A 23,603-nucleotide genomic window follows, 5' to 3' on the forward strand; every position below is an offset into this window, starting at 1 on the left:
TTATCCTCTAAACTTCTTTTCTATTTCTTCAAGGTCTGCTTTGCAAACACCTTTATCCGTTATAAGCCCAGTTATAAGTCTAGCCGGTGTCACATCAAAACCATAGTTGATGGCAGGTGAATCTTTTGGAGTTATAAGAACTTCTCTTACGACTCCATCACTGTCAACTCCACGCATATATTTAACCTCATCTTCACTTCTTAGCTCAATTGGAATCTCTTTAACGCCATCTTTAATGTCAAAATCAAATGTGGATGCAGGAATAGCTACATAAAAAGGAACATCATTATCAAATGCCGCAAGTGCTTTTAGATATGTTCCTATTTTATTTGCCACATCACCGTTAGCACTAACTCTGTCTGCTCCGGTTATTACCATATCCACTTCACCGCGCTGCATCAGATGCCCACCTGTGTTATCTGCGATAATAGTATGATTAACTCCACTTTGAGTAAGCTCCCAAGCTGTAAGAGATGCACCTTGGTTTCTAGGTCTTGTTTCATCAACCCATACATGAACATCAATGCCTCTTTTTTTTGCTTCGTAGATAGGTGCTAGTGCCGTTCCCTCATCTATAACTGCTAACCAACCGGCATTACAGTGAGTTAGAATATTAATACGAGTTTTATTCTTCTGCTTTAAAATGTCTTCAATTATATCAGCACCGTATTTAGCGATGTTTTGACTCTCAAGTGCTTCTTCATCATTTAGTTCAATTGCATATTTCTTAGCATCTAAGATTAGATTTGAAGACTCTTTTAAAAGCTCCATCATTTTATCAACTGCCCACATAAGGTTTACAGCAGTTGGGCGTGATTCTCTTATTAGCAGAGCTTTTTCTTTTAACTCTTCGTAGCTTTTTACTTCCATACAAGCTGTATAGATGCCAAACGCCGCAACACTACCGATAACCCCTGCACCGCGAACTGTCATGTCTTTTATAGCTTCAACAATTTCATCTGTTGTTTTTAAAACTTTTGTTTCATAAGAAAATGGGAGTTTTGTCTGGTCTATTACTTCTAAAAAATTCTCATCATTGAGCCATAAAGCTCTGTATTTACCTTGCACTATTTACCTTTATAATTTCTAATATCTCATCAATGGTATCTATCTTATCATGCTTTATGACAAACTCTCTTGCAATTTTTAGAACCATTGCTTCAGCCTCAGCTCTTAAAGATTTATCTTCAATTCCTCTTATTTCTTCTACTCCGGCAACACCAAAAACTCTTCGTGCCATTTTACATCCTGCAAAACCGACACTATCTCTTAAAATATTTTTTATAAAGAAGTTTTTGTAATTTTGAAGTGCTGGCTCATCTAAATAGCCTTCGACTAAGAGTGCTGAAGTATGAGCTTTTTGCCAAAAACTTAGAAATTTATCACTAAACTTTTCTAGAACTTCTTTGATAGTTTTTAAAAGCCAAGCTTGAAACTCTTTGTCATTAGTAACTAAAGAGTGATAAATATAGTTGTGTACCAAGTTTGCTAAAAGAGCCCCTATGTCAAAACCAAAAGGACCAACAAATGCAAACTCTGGGTCAATAACATAAGTCTCATCTTCATTAATCATAATAGAACCGGTATGTAAATCACCGTGTAAAAGAGCATCACTTTGTGTCATGAACTTATACTTTAACTCTAATACTCTCTCTTTAAACTCTGCATCTGAAAATAGTTTTTTAGCTTGTGGATTATTTTTTACATTTTCATTGTCGTTTGTTTCGTGGCTCATAAAAGCAAAACTAAAAACCAAGTCTTCACTCAGTTTACATAGTTCAGTATTACCATTAAATTTATCTATTAAGGCTCTTTTGTCACTGCTGTTAAGAAATAAGGAAGAGGTATAAAAAAGTGTGGCGGAGAGATAAGTTGAGATATGTTCACTAAAGTTTTTGTACTCTGTTTTTTCAATAAGCCCTTTTCTCATAATGACATGCTTGGCTAAAAATTCCATTACTACCAGACTCATATCTTCACTAGCATGATATATTTTTGGGATAAAGCTTGGAAAGATGCTGTAAAATTTTTGTAAAGCTCTTATCTCGTAAGTCATTCTATCACGAGAAAGAGGAAAATCTTCGCCTACACAGCGAAGATAAGGTACTGCTTGCTTTAGTATAAGAGCTAATTCTGGATTCTGCAAAGAGCTAATTTTATAAACATAGTTTAAATTACCATCTCCAATTTCATCAACTGACAAGTCATCTCCATTGAAATAACTCATCACATCTTTAATATTTTTTAGGTAATCTAAAACACTATTTACATCTAACTCTCTATACTCCATATTAACACTCCAAAAATTATTTTAGTTTATTAAATACTTCCAGAGCATCTAGTTTTTCCCAAGGATAATCACTTTGTCCAACTTGACCACGCGCAGCAACATCAGCATAAAGGAAAGTCTCAGCACTTGGCTTATCAAGTCCAAACTTCTTTGTAATCCAATTAGGAGTCAGTGAAAAATTCTCACCAACAAATGTTGAAAGGATGTCATCATCAAGACCTCCTAAAACAGTTCCATAAGTATCAACAGATACTGAAGTTGGTTTTGCTACACCAATTGCGTAAGATAGTTGAACTGAACATTTTTTTGCAAAACCAGCAGCAACGATATGTTTAGCTACCCATCTGCCAGCGTATAGACCACTTCTATCAACTTTTGTGTAGTCTTTTGAAGACTGAGCCCCACCACCAATAGGAGCATAACCACCAAAACTGTCAACAATAAGTTTTCTACCAGTAAGACCTGAATCATGTAGTGGAGAGTGACTTACATATCTACCTGTTGGGTTCAAATGAACGATAGTCTTTTTAGGATCATAAAGATCAGTTGGAAGTCCTGCATCATCAATTAGACCCTGAAGCAGTTCTCTTACTTCAGTGATATCCATATCTTCATTTGATGGAGCAGAAACTACGATAGTATGAATTGACTGAGGATTACAGTTTTCAAAGTTCTCTTTAGTTCCATAATCAAGTGTAACCTGTGTTTTAATATCAACACCAAGTTTGTGATTGTGCTTAAGTGCGTAGTGGTAAACTTTATCGCTTAAAACTCTAGCATAAGTGATAGCAGCCGGCATATAATCAGCTGTCTCATTTGAAGCATATCCAAACATTATTCCCTGATCACCAGCACCTGTCTCACCGTCTTCTTGATCAACTCCCTGATTTATATCAGGTGACTGTTGATTTAAAAGTACTTGAACTTTAACTTCTTCTGGAAATAAACACTGCTCTTTTGTAAAAGCACTTTTGCCATCATAACCGATACCGATAAGAGCATCTTTAACAATTTGTGTGTATTCTTCATCAGTCAAATTAGCTTTAGATGTAACTTCTCCACCGATTATTACATGATTACCGGCTACAAATACTTCACTTGCGACTCTACTTTTAGAATCAGCTATTATCAGTCTGTCAACTATACTGTCAGCGATTATGTCTGCACACTTATCCGGGTGTCCTGGGGCTACTACTTCACTTGTAAATAAATACATTTATTTCCTTGAATTATTATCAGTCTAAAGGGATGTCGCCCTTAAAACTAGTTTGAAAAACAACTTTAATCTAGGCTATAAGCCTGGTGCTTTCCACATTGAAGTTGTGATATTATCATCAACTAACTTTAGTTGTGCTTCATAAGCTTTTTCAAACCTGATTTTAAGCTCATTATATGTCTTATTGTTTTGCATATTCGGCTCATAAATTTTATCCCACACAACAAGTTTTTTCGCTGCATCTGCCACTGAGGTGTAGATTTCAGCTCCAACACCTGCGGCCATTGCAGCCCCAAGTGCAGTTGCTTCTGTAACACGAGGTATCTTTATTGTACATCCCGTAACATCAGCTAATATCTGAGACCATAATGCACCTCGACTTGCTCCACCTGCAAAAACTATAGTGTCGATTTCAAGAGAACTAAATTCTTTGATTTTCTCTAGATTTATACTTGAGACTATCGCCGCATTTTCTTGCAGACTTCTAAACATAGATGCACGATTACAAACTTCTGGGTCAATGCTTAGATTTAAAAAACTTGGACTTGCGTGATACCATTTTCCATATTTCATGGAGTCTGAAAAAATTGGGATTATTCCATGAGAACCTACAGGAACCTTAGAAGCTTTTTCTTCTAAAATTGCATAAGCATCTACGCCCTGCTCTTTTGCTTGAAGTTTTTCCATCTCACAAAAAGCATCTCTGAACCAGCGCATAACTAAACCGCTGAAAAAAGTGATGCCCTCAGCTTGAGACTGTCCGGCAATTACGTGAGGATTCACTCTTATACCCATATCTTTTGGAGGAGGAGTTTGACTTGGTATATTTACAACCTGTTGCCAAAATGAACCGCCTAGAATTGCGACATCACCAAGTTCAACTACACCTAAACCAGCACTTCCTAGCTGAACATCTCCACCACCCATAACAACTTTTGTAGTCATGGATAGTCCCGTCTCAGATGAAGCTTCTTTAGTTACTGTTCCAATAAGTGTTCCAACTTCCAAGCAAGGTGGGAAAATATCATCTTTAAGTCCAACTCTAGTAGCCATCTCACTTATCCAGTCGCGTGACTCTAAAGAGAAGATTCCACTGGTTCCGCCATTACTTGGATCAGTCGCTATTACACCGCTAAGACGAGCTAATATCCAATCTCCAATCATAGAAATATTTGCAACTTTCTCATAAACTTCAGGATTGTTATTTTTGAGCCACATTATTCTTGGAAGTGCTCCCAGTGCAAAAGTCTGCCCAGATGCTCTATAAAATTCTTCTTCTATGCCAGCAAAATTTTCTTTAAGGTGTTTTACTTCTTTAGCAGCTCTTGCATCTACGTTTGCAACCGCCCAAAGCTCTTGTCCGTTCTCATCATAGAGGACAATACCTTCACGCATACTTGTCGCACTTAAAGCAATAATATCTTCGCCATTTAAGTTTGCACTCGAAAGTGATTTTTTTATGCACCCAATTACGAGTTTCCAGTTACTTTTAAAATCAAAACTCATAGAGTTTGGCACACCATCTTCTGCGAGATGCGTCCACTCTTCTTGTGCTACAGATATTTGATTTCCCTCTGTATCAAAGATTATTGCTCGGACACTTCCTGTTCCAGCATCTATCGCCATTAAATAGCTCAAAGTTTTATCCTAAAATTTCTAGTTCATCACTATATTTACTATCACAAAACGGCTCATAACTTGATTTGTATACTGCGTAGTGTGCAGATGCTTTGTGACCGTCAAGTGCTACTTCATCTCTCCAAGTCTCTACTGCCATAAATTTTCTAGGGTTATTTTCATACTGATAGATATCATATAAAATACATCCATCTTCTGCTTTACTCGGGATTACCATTGCAGTTAAAAGCTCTTTCATTTTAGCTTCATCGCCCTCTTTTGCTATAAATGTTACTCTTTTAGTAATTGTCATTATCTGTCTCTCCAATTTATGCTTAATATTTAATCTCGAAGATTATATCTAATTTAGACAACTACACTATAATTATAAAAACACTTCAGGAATTTAGCTTGGACATACTGTTACAAATAGAAGATATTATAGAAAAGAGTGGCTCAGATTTTGAGCTTTCAAAACTTTTCAAAGCCTATATAAACGAATACAAAGCTTCACTGCCAGAACTTTTTGAGAGTTCACAAGGTAAAGATTTTTTAGTTAAACATACAAAAAAACTAGACTCTATTATCTCTTTGATGTACAAGACAGTTCTAAGGCGTGTATTTGGCAATTATTTACCTATGAGAAGTTCGATTCCTGTTGCTATTGTAGCACTTGGAAGTTATGGACGTGAGCAGTTATGTGTCCATAGTGATATAGACCTTCTTATAGTTTACGAAGATGTAGATGGCTTTAATACGCAGCTAATAATAGAAAAGCTTTTTTATTTAGCTCTAGATTCTGGACTTAAACTCGGACATAGAGTACATGAGACAAATGACCTGTTTAAAGCTTCCGGTGAAGATATAACCATACGAACTTCACTCATGGAGTCACGCTTAATAACTGGTTCTCCTTTTACTTGGCATGCAACACAAAAAGAGCTCAATAAAATCAGACTTTACAATCAAAAAGAGTTCATACTTGCCAAAATTGATGAAGCCCAAATACGAAGAAAAAAATACCCGACTTCTATGCAGCCAAACATAAAAGAGAGTGTTGGAGGACTTAGGGACACTCAACTTCTCTTCTGGATAGCACAAACTATTTATGGCGTAGAGAGTTTAAGAGATATGAGTCAAAAACTTTTCTCTGACGATGAGTATAAAGAGTATAGAGTAGCATTAGAGCTTTTATTTCGTGTAAGAAGTGCTCTGCACCTCATAACAAATAAACAAGAAGACAGACTAATCTTAGAGCATATGCCAAAAGTCTCTCAGATGCTAGGATTTAGAAATGAGCAAAAAATGCTTACAAAAGTTCTTCACGCTCAGTGGCGTATAAGTAACTTCACTCAGATTTTTGTTAAAAAAATGGTCAGACCATATATTGCTGATATAAGTTACGTTAAAAAATTTAAAAACAATCGCCTGAGTCGTGGAATCTACCTTTTAGAAGATAGACTTTTTGCATCTTACAATCTGAAAATTCAGCCTATTAATACTCTTTTAAAACTTTTGATCTCACTGCCTGATAAATTTCACCACTTCGATGCCGGCTTTTTAAACCAAATGACATATACAAGAATAACGCATCCTCTAAGCAAAGAGACATATATGCTCTTAAAAGAGTTACTAAAAAAAGAGAATATGTACTCATTTTTAAAACTCTTTTACGATGCAGGAATCCTGCATGAACTATTCTCTAGTTTTAGAAAAGTTCTTCACCTTCCTCAGTTCGATGGTTACCATCACTACCCTGTTGATATTCACTCTATTAAGTGTATAGAATCATTAGAAAACATTGAAGAACCTTTTATACAAGGACTACACAATGAGCTTAGTGATGATGAGAGGCTTCTTCTTAAAATAGTTGTACTATTTCATGACACAGGCAAGGGTCGAAAACAAGATCATAGTGAAGTTGGGGCAAAACTTGTAGTTCCCTTTGCCAACAAATTAAACCTTAGTGAAGAGCTTATTGATCGAGCAGTAACGCTAATAAAACATCATATACTTATGAGTAGTGTAGCATTTAAAGAGAATATTCATAATGAAAAAACGCTCTATAAATTTATGTCAAATATCAGAGACGCCAAGAATTTAAAACTTCTGTATATTTTAACTTATGCTGATATAAAAGGGGTCGGAGGGAATGCATACAACGCTTTTAACGCTAAACTTTTACATGATTTATACAGCAGTGCTTTAGAAATTTCGCAAAATAGCGGAAGAATCACTGATGCAACTAAAAGAATAACAATAGAAAAACGTGTTAAAAACTCTGAGGAGTTTAAAGAGTTACCAAAACTTCTTCAATCAAAACTTCTTCGTATAGAATCAAATCTATTCTTTTTCAAACATACTCCACAAGATATTGTCAATATTGCAACAAAAGCTAAAGAGACTAAAGAATATGACTTTACTATAGATGCATATAAATCTCTTAGTATTGAAATATATAGAAAAGTTCCACTTAATGTTGGATATCTACTCGCAGCACTTAGTCACTTAGATGTTGCATCTATGGAGATTTTCACGCTATTTGACGGCATTAAATACTTCAAGATAGAGTTTATTAAAAATGTGGACGGAAACGAACTTATTGAAGTTGAAGAGATAGTGAAAAATGCATTTGACATGAGCAGACATGTACAGATGAAAGAAGTACACATTCATAAGAAAGAGGTAGTAATTGATTGTGAACACTCGTTAACACATGCTGAAGTTAGTATCAATACAAAAAACCAGATAGGACTACTAGCCTATATTATGGAGTGTTTTGAAGAACTTGGCATTAATATTGTAACAGCCAAGATTCACTCTACAAAACACAAGGTACGAGACAGCTTCTTAATGGAAAAACAAAATGATATATGCAATAATGTCGAAAAAATTTATGAACTATTAACAAAAGGCAACTGATATGTGTGGAATTGTTGGATATCTAGGCGAAAAAAATACTAAAGAAATTTTACTCGAAGGTCTTAAGGAGCTAGAGTATAGGGGTTATGACTCAGCAGGTATCGCAGTTCTACAAAATGGAGAGTTTTCAAACTATAAAGCTATAGGAAAACTTGTAAATCTAGAAGAAAAGACAAAAGACTTCGTAACTAGCGGCTTTGCTGTAGGCATTGGTCATACTCGCTGGGCTACACATGGAAAACCTACAGAGCTAAATGCACATCCACACTTAGGTGAAAGTTCTTATGTTGTTCATAACGGAATCATAGAAAACTATGCTTTGTTAAAAAAAGAACTAATGGCTGATGGAGTTACATTCCTAAGTCAAACAGATACTGAAGTAATAGTTCACCAGTTTGAAAAAAACCTAAAAATAGAAAAAAGTGCTTTTGAGGCATTTGCTAAAACTATCAGTGAACTAAATGGTGCTTATGCTATTTTGCTTACTACAAAATCCCAACCAAAGACTATATTTTTTGCAAAACACGGCTCACCAATGCTCGTCGGTGTAAATAGTGACAATGAAAAATTCTTTGCATCTTCAGATACTCCATTAATAGGTCATGCGACAGATGTAAACTACTTTGAAGATGGTGATTACGGGTTTGTAAGCTCTGATGAAATTGCTATATTCGACAAGAATAACACTAAAAAAGAAGCAAAATATTCTAAACTCTCTCAAAATAAACTATCAGCTCAAAAAGAGGGCTACCGCTTTTTTATGGAAAAAGAGATTTATGAACAGAGTGATGTAATAGCTGATACGCTTATGGGAAGACTAAGTGACAGTGAAATAATCTTTGATGAGTTGGATAAAGAATTATTCAATGGGATTAATGAGATAAAACTTTGTGCTTGTGGAACTTCTTATCACTCAGCTCTAAGTGCCTCATATCTATTTGAGAGATACTCTAAAATCAAAACTTCTGTTGAGATTGCAAGTGAGTTTAGATATAGAGAACCAATAATGACACAAGACACTCTTTTTGTAGTTATTTCACAAAGTGGAGAGACAGCTGACACTTTAGAGACACTAAAGATGGCTAAGAATGCTGGACTAAAAACATTAGTTATATGTAATGTTGACAATTCCTCTATGGTTAGACTAGCAGATGCGACAATACTAACACGTGCAGGAATAGAAAAAGGTGTAGCATCTACAAAGGCTTTTGCAACTCAGGTTACAGTCTTTTGGATGCTTACTCTTTACATTGCGAAATTACGTAATTCTTTAAAAGAAGAAGAGATTATTAGACAGATTTCACTACTTCGGGAAGTTCCTGCATCTGTAAAGGTAACAGATCAGATGCATGAAAAACTAAAGAGACTTTCAAAAAGGTATCTTCATGGGCATGGCTTCTTTTTTATTGGTAGAGATATCTTTTTCCCACTAGCATTAGAAGGGGCACTAAAACTAAAAGAAATTTCTTATCTGCATGCTGAAGGTTATCCAAGTGGAGAGATGAAACATGGGCCTATTGCTCTTGCTGATCCTGAACTTTTTACTATTGCCCTGCTTCCAGAGCACTTACACTATGAAAAATCAAAGAGTAATGTTGAGGAGTTAAGTGCTAGAGATTCCACAATATGTGCTATTAGTTCCATTGAATTCGATAAGGCTGATGACTTTATTCAAATATCAAAATGTAAAGACTATATGCTTGAATTTTTTGAGATGATGATTGTTGTTCAACTACTCTCATTAGAGATTTCCGTGAGACTTGGAAATGATGTAGATATGCCAAGAAATTTAGCAAAAAGCGTGACAGTTGAATAGTGTTACGCAATACTATTTAACATAATTATACAAAATTATTATCTTTCTAATACTTTCATTCTAAATTTATTTTTTATTAGATACTATCTACGATCTAATTTAATTTAACAAAAGTGAATCCGTATGAGAACAAAAGCAAAACTCCTCTTTATTGTAGCCATAATGCTCCTTGGTTTAACAACTGCAACAATAATAAATATATCATTAAACTTTAGAGACTATAGTATTAAAAGCGCTATAGACAAATCTAAAATGACAGCGACTATTGTTAAAGATGGCTTAACAGCTCACATGGTTAATGGAATCATGGATAAAAGAGAGTACTTTTTAAATCAAATCTCAGCAAATAATGAAGCAGTAAAATCTTTATGGCTTGTTAGAAGTGAAAATGTTATAAGCCAATACGGTCAAGGCTTGAATGATGAAACAGTAAGAGATGAAATTGACAAGAAAGTTCTAGAGACTGGTCAGACAGTAAGAGAAATTATTGAAAACTCAAATGATATTACACTGAGAGTTACCATACCTTATAAAGCAACTGTTAATGGCGGAAATACAAACTGTTTGACTTGTCATAACGTACAAAGAGGTGATACACTCGGTGCTATAAGTATGGAGTTTGATATTAGCGATATGAGAACTAGCGGAATGCTTACAATACTAAAAATACTTGGAATTAATATGCTATTTTTAGTAATTGTTCTTTTCCTATTAAACCACTATGTAACTCCATACATGAAACTTTTCACATGTATGCAAGATGGAATCAAAAAAGCATATAGCGGAGATTTTACTCATAAATTTGAAACAACTGTAAGCGGTGATGGCAAAAATATTGTAGAGCAGATGAATACACTATTTACAAAGATGCAAGAAACCTTTGGAGATATAAAATATAATCTAGCTACATTTATACCTCAAGGATGTGTCTCATCTGCAGATCCGCTACATGAAGCAAAAACTATTATCAATGAACTATCTGATGTCTATAAATTTAAAAAGACTATAGAGCTAGATGCTTCAAAAGCTGAAGTTTATACGAGAATTATCGATATATTAATACTAAAATATAATCTGAAAAAATTTGCATTATACGAAGTAAATAATGTAACTCATGAGAGAACACTATTTTTCAGTACTGGCAAAGATGCGCTTATCTGCCAAGAAAAAGTCAACAAAGATGCTTCAGAGTGTAGAGCATACAGAACTAAAAGTGTTACTATCTCTACTGAGTTTCCAAACTTATGCCAAGTATGTTTATCAGAAAAACAAAACTATATATGTATACCATTTACAATAAATAATGATGTTTCACTATCTATCTCTATTACCGGAGACTCTCCAGCTGAGATTGAAGAGATTACATCATATATTACAAGTATTAAGCACTATTTTGAGGCAGCCAAACCTGTTATAGAGAGCCAAATTCTAATGGAAAAACTAAAAGACACTTCACTTAGAGATGGAATGACTGGTCTTTATAATAGAAGATTTTTAGAAGAAGTAATAGATAAAATCATGCATCAAGCTACTAGATCAAAAGAGACTTACTCTGTACTGATGCTAGATGTTGACTTCTTTAAAATGGTAAATGATACTTACGGACACGACGTTGGCGATAGAGTAATCGTAGAGATTGGTAAAGTTCTAAAAGATAATATTCGTGACGCAGACCTGGCTATAAGATATGGTGGCGAAGAGTTTGTGGTAATGCTGCACAATGCAAGCGATGAAGGAACTCAAGAAGTTGCAAGTAAAATTCACTCTGCATTTGCTGCACTATCTTTTGATGTCGGAACTGGCGAAATGATGAAGAAGACTATGAGTATAGGTATCTCAAAATTTCCTAAAGATGGAGACACTATATGGAAGTGTATTAAGTTTGCAGATACTGCTCTATATGTTGCTAAAACAACTGGTAGAAATAAAATCGTACACTATGAGAAAGAGATGGGCGAAAGCGGTGAGCTAAGATAACCTTTCTCTCTCTACTTTTTGTGAGCAAAAAGTAAACAAAAACTCTTGCAACGGCTTCGAGCCTCACTTTGTGAGGTTCCCAAAAAAAAGAAAATTAATCCCTAAAAATCCAAAACTCACTTCGTTCAAACAGTTGGATTTTCTTAACGGCATTTATTTTCTTTTTTTTGGCTCTGCAGATATTGCAACTATAATATTAACTTCTACATAATGTAAGTTCAAAAAATTTAAAGAGTAATGTAATTGCTAGGCAGTGATGAGGAAGCATACTTGTAGTATGTGACGAAGAACTAACGACGCAAGTGCGTCGCTATTTGAAATTTTGCGAAGAAAAACTTACTCTACATAGAGCAAGCTGATACCCCTGGAGGTGTTGTTGGTTGTACTGACTCATTACTTGCCCCACCAGCTGCATTAACAGACTCGATAGTAGCCCAAATAGATTCAGCAGCTGCCATATATCTTTTTGCACTCTCAGAAGTTGGATTAACAAAAGTAATTGGTTTACCTTCATCTCCGCCAGTTCTGATACTTGGCTCGATTGGAATCTCAGCAATAATCTTAGTATCAAACTCCTTAGCCATTGGACCAGAAGTTCCTTTACCGAAGATATCATACTCAACACCAGTATCTGGTGCAATAAATCCACTCATGTTTTCAACAATACCAGCGATTGGAATGTTTAGTTTTCTAAACATATCCAATGAACGACGAGAGTCATCAATAGAAACTGCTTGAGGAGTTGTAACTACTAATCCTGCAGTTACTGGTACACTTTGAGCTAAAGTAAGCTGAGCATCACCAGTTCCAGGAGGCATATCGATAACTAAAACATCTAACTCAGACCATAAGATATCTCTTAAGAACTGCTCAATAGCTTTCATTATCATAGCACCACGCCACATAAGTGACTGACCTTCTTCCATCAGTGAACCCATAGACATCATCTCAATACCATAAGCTTTAATAGGAAGAACTTTGTTTCCGTTAACTTCTGGCTTAACATCTGATACACCCATCATACGAGGAATATTTGGACCATAGATATCAGCATCTAATAGACCTACTTTTTTACCTTGTGCTGCAAGAGCAATTGCAATATTTACAGATGTAGTTGATTTACCAACCCCACCCTTGCCAGAACTTACCATTAAAAAGTTTTTAACTTGCGGAGCAATGTTCTTACTCTTTGGTTTAGGAGCTTCAGGCATTTTTGGGGCATTGATATTACACTTAACATTTGATGCACCTACAGCTTTAAGCTCTGCAGTTGCATCATCAATAATCTGTTGTGCTACTTCTGGAGCACTTGAAGTAATCTCTACATTAAAACTTACATCATTTCCATTAACTTCTATACTATTAACAAAACCAAAAGTTACAATATCCTTAGTAAAACCAGGATACATAACTTTTGATAGTGCTGAATTTACAATTTCATTAGTCATTAATTTATTCCTTCATATTTATTATTTTGACACTCTACCATAAACAAGACAATTTTTGTCTTGTTTATGTCAATTTATTTTTTAAGCTATGGCTTTTGCAGCTTCAGCTGCTTCTCTTTCTTTATTTTCTCTTGAAATTTGCTCAATAGCTTCAGGGTTATCCATGATGTTCTGAGTTATTTTATAAGAGCAGAACTTAGGCCCACACATAGAACAAAATTCAGCCTCTTTAAATACATCTTGAGGAAGAGTCTCGTCATGATATTCTCTTGCTCTTTCACCATCCAGTGCTAGTTCAAACTGTTTTTCCCAGTCAAAACCATATCTTGCATCACTCATAGCATCGTCAATGTCTCTCGCACCTTTACGACCACGAGCTATATCAGCAGCATGAGCAGCAATTTTATAGGCGATGATACCTTCACGTACATCATTAGCGTTTGGAAGACCTAGGTGCTCTTTAGGCGTTACATAACATAACATACTAGCTCCATGCCATCCACCAACTGCAGCACCTATAGCTGAAGAGATATGATCATATCCTGCAGCGATATCAGTAACTAATGGCCCAAGAATATAAAACGGTGCTTCATGACAAAGTTCACGTTGAAGTTTCATATTTCTCTCAATTTGATTTAAAGGAACGTGACCTGGTCCTTCAATCATTACTTGAACATTTTTCTCCCAAGCTCTTAGAGTTAACTCGCCAAGAACTTTAAGCTCGCCTAGCTGAGCATCATCAGATGCATCTGCTAAACAACCAGGACGAAGAGAATCACCAAGACTAAGTGAAACATCATATTTTGCACAGATATCCAAGATATCATCAAAAGCTGTATAAAATGGGTTTTCTCTATGGTAGTGCATCATCCATGCAGCCATTAGTGAACCACCACGGCTTACAATTCCCATTTTTCTTTTTGCGATTTTTGGCATAGTCTCAAGTAAAAAACCTGCGTGAATAGTAAAATACGAAACACCTTGTTTCGCTTGACGTTCTAATACTTCAAGCATAACTTCTATACTCAAGTCTTCTATTTTATTACCAACATCATGAAGAATTTGATAGATAGGCACAGTACCGATAGGAATCTTAGAAGCACCGATTACTGCTCTACGAATCTCATCTAAATCTCCGCCAGTTGATAGATCCATTGCCGTATCTGCCTTATAGTGCTGAGATACTTGCATTTTTTCTACTTCACCTTGAACATCAGATGCTATAGCAGATGAACCGATATTAGCATTGATCTTACATCTAGATGCAATTCCAATCGCCATTGGCTCTAACGATGTGTGATTAACATTTGCAGGGATTATCAGTCTGCCTCTGGCTATTTCACTTCTTACAAGCTCAGGAGAGAGGTCTTCTATTTTTGCGACATACTCCATTTCCTCAGTAATTATGCCTTGTTTGGCATAATACATTTGAGTTCTTACAGAATCATTTTCACGTTTTTCAACCCATAAACTTCTCATAGTTTTCTCCTAATATTTAAAAAATATATATAGTTAGTATGTGGAAATATAATCAAATAAAGTTAAAGTAGCATTAAGGGCTTCAATAAATAAGTATTTCAAAGATAATATATCCCAGATATTGCAAAAACAAGAGAAAAAAAAGCTTTTTGAGTGTATAATTTCGTAACACTTTTCAAACACAGGAGTATATTTGGCTGAAACAACACTTATATTACTTGCTGCTGGCAATTCTAGTCGCTTTCTTTGCGATGCTAAGAAACAGTGGCTTCGTATTGGACATGAGCCTTTATGGCAATATGTCGCCCGTAAGTGTGTAGAAACTAAACTTTTCGATAAAATCATTATCACTTCATCAAGTGACGATATTGAGTTTATGAGAAGTTACGATTCTTTTACTTTTGTAGAAGGTTCTACCACTAGACAAAGTTCTTTAAATAATGCTTTAAAAGAAGTTGAGAGCGAATATGTTCTTGTTAGTGATATAGCAAGATCTTGCATCAGCGAAGAGTTTTTGAAAAAAATCATCTCTAAAAAAGGTGAAGCTGACTGTATTGTTCCTTACTTAAAAGTTAGTGATACTATTGTATACGATAATGAGACTATAGACAGAGACAAGGTAAAGAGAATTCAAACTCCTCAGCTATCAAAGACTTCAGTTTTAAAAGATTCTCTTAATACTAATACCGAATTCACTGATGAGAGTAGTGCCATCGTAGCAAATGGTGGTTCAAGAGAGTTTATACTTGGCGAGAACGAAGCTAATAAAATCACTTTTATTAAAGATTTAAACCAACTATCATGTTTATCAAAGCCATCAAATGATATTCTTAGTGGTACAGGCTTTGATGTTCATGCTTTTGATGAGAGCAAAGATATGTATTTGTGTGGCGTTAAAATAGATTCTGACTTTGGATTTAAAGCCCATAGTGATGGTGATGTCGCCATTCATGCCTTAATAGACGCTCTTTTGGGTGCAGCTGGTATGGGTGACATTGGTATGATGTTCCCAGACAGCAGTGATGAGTATAAAAATATAGACTCAAAAATTCTACTTCAAAGAGTTGTTAATAAAATATACAACTTTGGTTTTGTTATTGTAAATGTTGATTTAACAATAGCAGCTCAGACGCCAAGGATTGGCAAGTACAAATTACAAATGAGAAAAACAATTGCAGAGATTTTAAACTGCGAAAGCTCACGAGTAAATATAAAAGCTACAACAACTGAAAAGCTTGGCTTCATAGGTCGAAGTGAAGGCGTTGGGGTTATTGCGAATGCAAATTTAAAATATTTTGATTGGACAAAAATTTGAAAATACTAATTATAGAAAATGAAGTTTATTTAGCGCAGAGTATTGCTACAAAGTTAGGCGAGTTAGGTCATGTATGTGAAATGTGTACATCTACAAGAGACGCTATAAAGAGTAATAATTATGATGTTGTTTTACTTTCCACAAACATCAATGGTCAAGATTTCAACCCTGTTATTGAGACATTCAAAAAATCTATTATTATCTTAATGGTTTCATATATTTCTAACGATACAGTCTCAAAACCACTTAGTGCCGGTGCGAAAGACTACATTCTAAAACCATTTATGATTGAAGAGCTCATAAGAAAGATAGATCACTATCAAGATTATGAAAAACTAAAGAAAAGAGATGCTGCTTATAAGAAATATCTAACTCACTCTTTTTCTACGGTAACACATGAGTATAATCATGATATTATAGATCTTCCTATTTTTATCTCATCTTCATTTCAAAAGTATTCAGATGCTTTTGCATTTGAGCATGCATATAAAAAAGATTTACCGATTCACTTTATCACGCTTAGTGATCCTAAAGCTATGAGTGAAATAGAGTCGTTGAACCAAGATGCAATTTTGTATATTATAGATTATCAAACTCTTAAAAAAGGTGATAAGAAAGCTTTCTGTTCTCTTATAACTAATAAAAAAGTTATTGTATCTAGTACAGATAAGATAGAAAATGTTGAGCATCAAGTTTTAGAGATAAAAAGTGACAACAATATTTTTGACCAGGGAGACATACTACCGATAGAGGATTATGTTAAGTATATTGTTCTTAACTATCAATACAAGTTTCCAGATATTGAACTATCAAAGAAACTAGGAATTAGCAGAAAAAGTTTATGGGAAAAACGAAAAAAATATGACATCATCAAGAAAAAATAAAACTCTTTTAATTGACAAAGAAGCAGCTTCTGCCTTAGAGTTACTAAAAGATGGACTACTAGCACCAGCTACTTCTTTGATGAACTCAAAAGAGAGTCAGAATGTTTTAAAAACGGGATTGATTAATGGAAGGACTTTCCCATTTCCTTTCATCCTTGCACCTTCTGGAAAGACTAATGCAGAGGTTCTCAGTAATCTTGAAGTCGGAGAAGAACTTACAATACTGTTTGAGAAAAAACCTTTTGCAACTCTAATAGTAGAAGAAGTTTTCCATATTGAGCCAAGTGAGAGAATTAAACATATTTACGGGACAGATGACATTGGACATCCTGGTGTTCTAGCGACTATGAATAGACTAGGGCCATTGGCAGTTTCGGGAGAGTATAAACTTGTAAATAAATCTAGTGATAAGAATAAGCAAACTATTGAAAATGCTAAAAAGCTCATAGAAGCCAAACATACAACATCACTTGTTATGGCAGCAAATCCTCTTCACCGTGCTCATGAAAGACTTATTCGCCAAGCACTTGAAAATACAGATCTGCTTGTGATATTTTTACTAAAAACAACTAACGAATCAAATTTAAGCTATGAAATAAGAAAAGAGTCTCTGGACTATTTCATAAATAACTTTCTTACAAAGAATCATGTAATTGTTGTTCCTCTGGAGAACAGCTACATTTTTGCAGGTTACAATGAAATAATCATAGATGCTATCGTTACAAAAAACTATGGTTGTGACAGACTTACAATTGGAAGAAACCATGCCGGACTTGGTATGTTTTATGATTGTAATTCAAACAAGTCTATCATCGACAAAGTAATAGGGATAGATATAGAAATAAATATAGCCAGCGAATATGTTTACTGTGATAAATGTACTACATTAGTAAGTAAAAACACTTGTCCTCATGGTCAACACCATCAGATATCTTATCATGCAGACTCAATCTTAGAGCTTCTAGAACTTGGTATTTTACCTCCAACTATGCTTATGAGAAAAGAAATTTCTGCACAAATACTCTCTAAACTATTTCCAAATAGATTTAAAAACTTAGAGAAACTATACTATGACATCTTACCGGTTGAAGGTCTTTTAGAAGAACACACTGAAAAAGATTTCTACCTAGAGTTAATGAAACTCTACCAAACTACATCACTTACTTAGGAACACAATGAACTGGTTTTTTATAACATTAGGCTACAGTGGCCTATTTCCTAAAGCTCCTGGTACTGCAGGAAGCTTTGTGGCACTTATTCTTGGTATTTTAATACTTAGTATATTTGAAGTTGAAACACTGTTTTTAGCAACTATTTTAATAAGCATCATAGCTATTCGTGAAATTAACAAATATGAACTAAAGAGTGGAATTCATGATGACAAACGTATAGTTATTGATGAACTTGCAGGAATGTGGTTTGCACTAAGTGTTGCACCAGCTATGACTATTGGCATGGGTGAGATTACACAACTAGAGAATGGATTTTTAATCCAAGCTATTTTATCATTTCTTCTATTTAGATATTTTGACATCAAAAAACCATCTATCATAGGTAGAATTGACAGAGAAGTTAAAGGCGGGATCGGTGTTATGGGTGACGATATCCTTGCAGGTTTTGCAGCTGGTATTGTCAGTTCACTTATCTGGCAAGGTTGGTTACAACTACAAGGAATGCTTTAATAGATGTTTGTATAAAACTTTAGTTTTATACAAACATAGGATCTGATGTCGGTTCTATCTCTTCAAAATCTTCAATAATTGTACTAAACATTTTCATAGTTTTCTGTGCTTTTTTTGTATGTTCATCAAAAACACTCTTAGATGCCGGAAAAGCTTCACTCAATTCTTGATAAATTAAAATACGACCATTAATATGCTTATCTATCTCAGCGAATGCATCTTTTAAATACTCTTTCTTTGTAGTGTGTCTAAAGAGTGACTTAACCATCTTTACACGTTCTTTAATTGGTATTGACTCATCGATTGCTTCTGCAATTCTTTTAATATCCAAACGAGAAAGGTAGACTCCACTATGTGCTGGTGCTAAAAGTCTTGAAGTCAGAGCATCTACAAACTGTGGTACCGGTTCTTCATCTTCCTTATCTCCAACATCTCTGTTTTGCTGTACACCATCTTCTGGGCTTAGTGAGCATTTATCACTAACAAACTTATCAAATTCTGCTTTTAAATCACTTAAATCATGTTCATTCATCGTTATTCCTTATTTTGTTATCTCTTTGTAAGCTTTTTTTGTAAGCTCTTCTATCATATCGTCGTAACTGATATACCTAGCGTTTAGTTCATCTGCTCTTTTCTTTAAGGCTGAAAACTCTTTTGTATTTTTCATATCAAAGTTAAATGCAGGGAGTTTTTCAATCATCTCTAAAGAATTAAAATCTGAAAAATCAAGCACGGCGTCAAAGTTAGATAAATCCAGACTCATTCCACTTGCACAACGATTAATATCAGCATCTTGTATCTCAACTTCTTGCGTAAAAGCCATCAACTCTTCAAGGTTCTCATTATAATAACTCACATTAAATCCACAAGATAGGAATGAAAAAGATTTTGCATGTGGTTGTACACCTATTACAGCTATCTTAGAAGCACGGATATCCTTTAGGTACTCAGTAAGTACTCTTGTACTGAAAACGTCGCCTCTGAGCTTCTCACCCTCTTTAAAGATGATATCACACATCCCAGTTCTTTTAACCATACTGCTTGCGTCATCTAATATCTCTAAAATATCATTTACATATTCATTGGATATTACAACACCGTTAACATGTGACTTTTTCATGTTCGATATAGTAAAGTAAAGATCATCTTCTCTAATGTTCATTGGAATCATCATCACGTCATCAGCATTAGCTTTAAACATCTTATTTATCACTGCACTAAATCTACTCACTCCAGCATTTTCACCTATATAACCAAATAGTTTTGTCTGGTGCGAGATTTCATTTGAATTATTCATCATAATTACATATCCTCAGTTATGCCCCAAAGGGAGCGGGCTTCTTCATCTTCTGCTTTACATCTGTAACACATCTTGTCATTTGAGTTTGTGCTAAATATAACATTACACTCATCACATCTTCTTACCTTAAAAGAGACCAAATTTTGAACGGCTGGTTCAAAAAACTCTTTTACATTGTATGAACTTGAAAGCGTTATTGCATCTGGTTCACAAACATCATGACAAATGCTACATTTTATACAAAGAAATGGATCAAAGTCTATTTTAGAATTTTTTATATCGGATGTCAGAGCACCTGTTGGACAGATTCTATAGCACATTTGACAAGCAGTACAACTATCTTCATTTAAAAGCTTTTGTGAAGTAAATGTAACTTCATTAGCATCTACAATATGAAACTGAGATGGTTTGCTTACTCTTTTTATAGCTGTAAAAAAGAGCTTTCTTTTTTCTGGTACTCTTTTTTTCTTCAACAGTGCAATATCTTCTTTTTGTAGAGTATGTTCTACAAGTTCATCAGTAGCTTTTTTAACCTCAGCCTCAAAAGCATGTTTGCCTTTTGCAACATTACCAAGAGTAATAGAGTTGAAAAAATCTCTTCTATCACTCTCCTTGTTCTGTGTTTCTTTAATAAAACAAACATCTTCAAGTTTTATCTCAGCTTCATTTTCCATAGCACTTAAAATATATGTTGCTTCTTCATAGTTTTTAAGAATCTGAGGTTTGCACTTATGTGCAATAGAACAGCTATCACAGTGTCCCATATCAAAAACCATCTTTTTTTTCAAAATAGCTAAAGAGATTATATGCTCAACACTCAAAGCTGCTATGCAAGGAACATTTTTCCGACATGAGATTATATTTTCATTATCTTCTAAAAAAGAGAAGAAAAACTCTGTAGGCTTAAATGTATCAAGAGATAGTGCTTCATTAGGACAAATTGCATCACATGCACCACAGCCAATACAAGATGAGAAATTAATTGATGGTAGAGGGTTTTCTCCTACGACAATAGCTTCTGTTGGACAGATTATTTCACACTTATTACATTCACTCTCTCTTGCAAGAGAACGAACACATCTACTGGCATTTAGTGATATTAAAGACATTTAACTATTTTGACTCTTGAACAAGGTACTCGTTATCACTAAGAATAAACTCTAACGCCATCTCTGCAGCATCGTAGTAAAGAGGTGTTCTTGCTTCAAACTTCATGTTTATGAGGTATAGTGGAGCCCATTTAAGCAGGTGCTTGTCTAAAAATTCAAGCTGAACTTCTCTTATTTCTTTTACAGATACCATATCACCCTCTTCTAAGGCTTTTAGCTCAGCAAGACACAAGTGATGCATAAATTCAAGTTCAACACCTATATGGTCTGATGATACAGTTCTCGACGCTTCATAATCAACCATAAAGTTGTATGCACTATACATATCTGTTACTGGATTTGCGCCACCAGTTTCAATCATTTGATCTTCTCTTACATAAAAAGACTCATATGGGATTAAATGCAGTATAGATAAATTTACAAAATCAGGGTTAAAATACTCTTCTAAAAGTTTATTGTCACTTAGCTCATTAAGTGGTTTCCAATCTTTTAAAGTTGGAAAAAAATCTAAAATATTTTCATCTTCTTTAATCATTTTAAGACTCTTAGCATCTAGCTCTTGTAATAAGATGCGAGACATAAGCGCGTAAATATTTACTCTTGCTTGTGTTTGTTGCATAGGTTATTGACCTTTTTTATTTGTTAAAATTATACAATTGAGATTTTTAAAGTGATTATTTTATCACAAAAGACTGAAAATATGATTAGCTTGTCTGACTAGGCTCATTTTCCTTGTAAATACTCATAGAAGGAAACGCAAACTCTAAAGAGTTTCTCTCTAAGATTTCCATTATATTATACATAACATCTTCTTTAGTCTCCAACCATTCAGCCCAATTTACACTTTTAGAAAAGCAGTATATAAGTATGTTAATACTTGAACCTGAAAATTCATCTAGATATACAAGGAGATTTCTCTTAATACCCATTTCATCATCTTTTGAAACAAGCTTAGCACTCTTATGATGAGAGTAGTCATACTCAGTATTTACAGTAGCAATTCCAGGATGCTTATCTATCATATGGCGTATCTCTTCTATAGCATTTTTTATATTTTCGCGTTTAGAGTTGTACTTGATGCCTATACTCATTTTTATTCTTCTACCAAGTGAGCGCTTATCCCAGTTCTTAACATTTTGGTTAGCTAAAATAGAGTTTGGAATTGCAATAATCGCATTATCAAAAGTCCTTAAAGTAGTAACTCTTAGACCTATCTCTACAACAGTACCTTCATGTCCATTTACAGCTATCCAGTCACCCTGAGAAAAGACATCACTAAGCAAGATGGAAAGAGTTCCAAAAAAATTGGCCAAAGAGTCTTTTGCAGCAAGAGCTACAGCAAAACCACCTATTCCAAGACCAGAGAGAACAGTGGTGAGGTTTGCCCCTGCAAAGTGTAAGATTACAAGCAGACCTATAACCATAATAATAAAATTAATTATTTTAATACCGACGTTAATTATTTCACTTTTGATTTTTTTATCGACAGTATCTATCTCATGAATTTTTATACTTGATATTACATTTACAATTTTATAGACAATATATGTGAGCAGAACTATATAACTTATAGTAAAAAACTTATCAAATGTGCCGACTCCTGCAAAATCATTATAAATATAAAGTGTTACTTCTATATTGATCAAGATGATAATAAACTCTATTGGTTTTCGTACACTGTTTAAGATATCTTTTGAATATTTTTTCAAAGATTCTATATCAAAGATATATGCTTCTATCTCTTTGTAGAGGTATTTACGAATAAGATAAATAATTGCAAATACAAGCAATATAAAAATAATTTTGACAACATCAAAGCCATATGGACGAATAACAGAGTTTATCTGTTGTGCTATAGCAGTATTGTTTATGGAGATAACAGGATTTATCAGATTATAGTTTGAGTACTTATTTAGCCTGTACATCTTCTTTTCAAACAAAGATAGATATTTAAGGGTATCTCCATTTAATTCTAATAATGCATAGTAATCTCTGATATTTTCCTTAGCCTGCTTTAGAGTTCTTGATGGTTCATCAATCTGTAAAATAGCTTCATAGTCTATATTAGTTATCTCTGCATTATGCTCTTGATTCTTTACAAACATATCACTCATATATACTTGAAATTCTTCAAAGCTCATGTTATTTAGAGCTCTAAGAATACTTCTTACCATAGTGTTTTGAGCATTTAAAAGTCTATATGATTTTACTAAGACCTCATCTCTAATAGTTGCATATTTATTACCAAGACGTTTATTTAGCTTTATGATTTTTTCTAATGCAAAAATCTCAGAGTCATAGACTCTGGATTTATCTATAAATTTGTTTTTGTTTTTTAGGATGTCATCTAACGCTTTAGAGTACAGAGCTTCTTGCTTCGCTGCAATCTGCATTATCTTCTCTTGAGTTACATTATCATCATTCATCTGCTTTATCATTTCAATCTGTTGAGTGATAAATGGCGAATAATCAGGTCCAGACTTAGCAAATAGCGGTAAAACCAGTATTAAAATTATAAGTAATTTTTTGATGACAGACTCCTTGTTAT

At 34.3% G+C, this 23,603-nt stretch carries 19 protein-coding genes; 7 read left to right on the forward strand and 12 right to left on the reverse strand.

Annotation, left to right across the window (positions count from 1 at the left end; all coding sequences use genetic code 11):
- The 5 genes from mtnA to SMGD1_RS02665 all read right to left on the reverse strand — a co-directional run bounded on the left by mtnA (position 1) and on the right by SMGD1_RS02665 (position 5,436).
- The gene (gene mtnA / locus SMGD1_RS02645; RefSeq protein ID WP_008337699.1) at positions 1–1,068 is read right to left on the reverse strand and encodes an S-methyl-5-thioribose-1-phosphate isomerase; all 1,068 of its coding nucleotides are present in this window, start codon (positions 1,066–1,068) and stop codon (positions 1–3) included.
- A complete protein-coding gene (mtnK, locus tag SMGD1_RS02650) occupies positions 1,058–2,290 on the reverse strand; it encodes an S-methyl-5-thioribose kinase (RefSeq protein WP_008338082.1) in 1,233 nt (410 codons plus the stop codon). The genes mtnA and mtnK overlap by 11 nt, the downstream gene beginning before the upstream one ends.
- Positions 2,291–2,306: 16 nt before the next feature.
- Positions 2,307–3,506, reverse strand: coding sequence for a methionine adenosyltransferase (gene metK, locus SMGD1_RS02655; RefSeq protein WP_008337947.1), 1,200 nt, complete (start codon positions 3,504–3,506; stop codon positions 2,307–2,309).
- A 75-nt stretch (positions 3,507–3,581) separates the two neighbouring features.
- Positions 3,582–5,144, reverse strand: a complete 1,563-nt coding sequence (gene lsrK, locus SMGD1_RS02660) for an autoinducer-2 kinase (protein ID WP_008340560.1) — start codon at positions 5,142–5,144, stop codon at positions 3,582–3,584.
- Between the two features lie 4 nt (positions 5,145–5,148).
- The gene (locus tag SMGD1_RS02665) at positions 5,149–5,436 is read right to left on the reverse strand and encodes a putative quinol monooxygenase (RefSeq protein ID WP_008337945.1); all 288 of its coding nucleotides are present in this window, start codon (positions 5,434–5,436) and stop codon (positions 5,149–5,151) included.
- Between the two features lie 98 nt (positions 5,437–5,534).
- Here SMGD1_RS02665 and SMGD1_RS02670 point away from each other — a divergent pair, with 98 nt between their 5' ends.
- The 3 genes from SMGD1_RS02670 (at position 5,535) to SMGD1_RS02680 (ending at position 11,838) form a co-directional block, all read left to right on the forward strand.
- Complete coding sequence (locus tag SMGD1_RS02670) at positions 5,535–8,045, forward strand: [protein-PII] uridylyltransferase family protein (RefSeq protein WP_008338002.1); 2,511 nt, start codon at positions 5,535–5,537, stop codon at positions 8,043–8,045.
- A 1-nt stretch (position 8,046) separates the two neighbouring features.
- Positions 8,047–9,861: a glutamine--fructose-6-phosphate transaminase (isomerizing) gene (glmS, locus tag SMGD1_RS02675; RefSeq protein WP_008338086.1), complete on the forward strand. Its 1,815-nt coding sequence runs from the start codon at positions 8,047–8,049 to the stop codon at positions 9,859–9,861.
- Positions 9,862–9,984: 123 nt separating this feature from the next.
- Positions 9,985–11,838 carry a GGDEF domain-containing protein gene (locus SMGD1_RS02680; protein ID WP_008337910.1) on the forward strand — a complete coding sequence of 618 codons (1,854 nt, stop codon included), beginning with the start codon at positions 9,985–9,987 and terminating at the stop codon, positions 11,836–11,838.
- Between the two features lie 341 nt (positions 11,839–12,179).
- On the opposite strand, the gene SMGD1_RS02685 is transcribed toward SMGD1_RS02680, so the two are convergent.
- Both SMGD1_RS02685 and thiC read right to left on the reverse strand, forming a co-directional pair.
- Positions 12,180–13,286, reverse strand: coding sequence for an Mrp/NBP35 family ATP-binding protein (locus SMGD1_RS02685; protein ID WP_008338004.1), 1,107 nt, complete (start codon positions 13,284–13,286; stop codon positions 12,180–12,182).
- A gap of 81 nt (positions 13,287–13,367) precedes the next feature.
- Positions 13,368–14,765, reverse strand: coding sequence for a phosphomethylpyrimidine synthase ThiC (thiC, locus tag SMGD1_RS02690; protein WP_008338112.1), 1,398 nt, complete (start codon positions 14,763–14,765; stop codon positions 13,368–13,370).
- A 193-nt stretch (positions 14,766–14,958) separates the two neighbouring features.
- Between thiC and SMGD1_RS02695 the strand changes: the two genes are divergently transcribed.
- The 4 genes from SMGD1_RS02695 to SMGD1_RS02710 are packed head-to-tail and all read left to right on the forward strand — an operon-like array spanning position 14,959 to position 18,646.
- On the forward strand, positions 14,959–16,080 hold the full coding sequence (locus SMGD1_RS02695) for a bifunctional 2-C-methyl-D-erythritol 4-phosphate cytidylyltransferase/2-C-methyl-D-erythritol 2,4-cyclodiphosphate synthase (protein ID WP_008337844.1): 1,122 nt from the start codon (positions 14,959–14,961) through the stop codon (positions 16,078–16,080).
- Positions 16,077–16,964 carry a response regulator gene (locus tag SMGD1_RS02700; protein ID WP_008337925.1) on the forward strand — a complete coding sequence of 296 codons (888 nt, stop codon included), beginning with the start codon at positions 16,077–16,079 and terminating at the stop codon, positions 16,962–16,964. Before SMGD1_RS02695 ends, SMGD1_RS02700 begins: the two co-directional genes overlap by 4 nt.
- Positions 16,942–18,132, forward strand: coding sequence for a sulfate adenylyltransferase (locus SMGD1_RS02705; protein ID WP_008337937.1), 1,191 nt, complete (start codon positions 16,942–16,944; stop codon positions 18,130–18,132). Before SMGD1_RS02700 ends, SMGD1_RS02705 begins: the two co-directional genes overlap by 23 nt.
- Before the next feature lie 7 nt (positions 18,133–18,139).
- On the forward strand, positions 18,140–18,646 hold the full coding sequence (locus SMGD1_RS02710) for a phosphatidylglycerophosphatase A family protein (RefSeq protein WP_008337846.1): 507 nt from the start codon (positions 18,140–18,142) through the stop codon (positions 18,644–18,646).
- Positions 18,647–18,671: 25 nt separating this feature from the next.
- Here the strand turns inward: SMGD1_RS02710 and SMGD1_RS02715 are convergent, their stop codons facing one another.
- From SMGD1_RS02715 to SMGD1_RS02735, 5 genes are all read right to left on the reverse strand, one after another.
- The gene (locus tag SMGD1_RS02715; protein WP_008337722.1) at positions 18,672–19,178 is read right to left on the reverse strand and encodes a hypothetical protein; all 507 of its coding nucleotides are present in this window, start codon (positions 19,176–19,178) and stop codon (positions 18,672–18,674) included.
- Positions 19,179–19,187: 9 nt separating this feature from the next.
- Entirely contained in the window at positions 19,188–19,946 is a 759-nt protein-coding gene (locus SMGD1_RS02720) for a hypothetical protein (RefSeq protein WP_008337926.1), read from the reverse strand.
- 2 nt (positions 19,947–19,948) lie between these two features.
- Positions 19,949–21,055, reverse strand: coding sequence for a 4Fe-4S binding protein (locus tag SMGD1_RS02725; protein WP_081444055.1), 1,107 nt, complete (start codon positions 21,053–21,055; stop codon positions 19,949–19,951).
- A gap of 4 nt (positions 21,056–21,059) precedes the next feature.
- On the reverse strand, positions 21,060–21,674 hold the full coding sequence (locus SMGD1_RS02730; protein WP_008337895.1) for a TorD/DmsD family molecular chaperone: 615 nt from the start codon (positions 21,672–21,674) through the stop codon (positions 21,060–21,062).
- Positions 21,675–21,759: 85 nt separating this feature from the next.
- On the reverse strand, positions 21,760–23,481 hold the full coding sequence (locus SMGD1_RS02735) for a mechanosensitive ion channel family protein (RefSeq protein WP_241761431.1): 1,722 nt from the start codon (positions 23,479–23,481) through the stop codon (positions 21,760–21,762).
- Between the last annotated feature and the right edge of the window lie 122 nt (positions 23,482–23,603).

The sequence above is a fragment of the Sulfurimonas gotlandica GD1 genome (assembly GCF_000242915.1).
In the GTDB taxonomy this organism is placed as follows: Bacteria; Campylobacterota; Campylobacteria; order Campylobacterales; family Sulfurimonadaceae; genus Sulfurimonas; species Sulfurimonas gotlandica.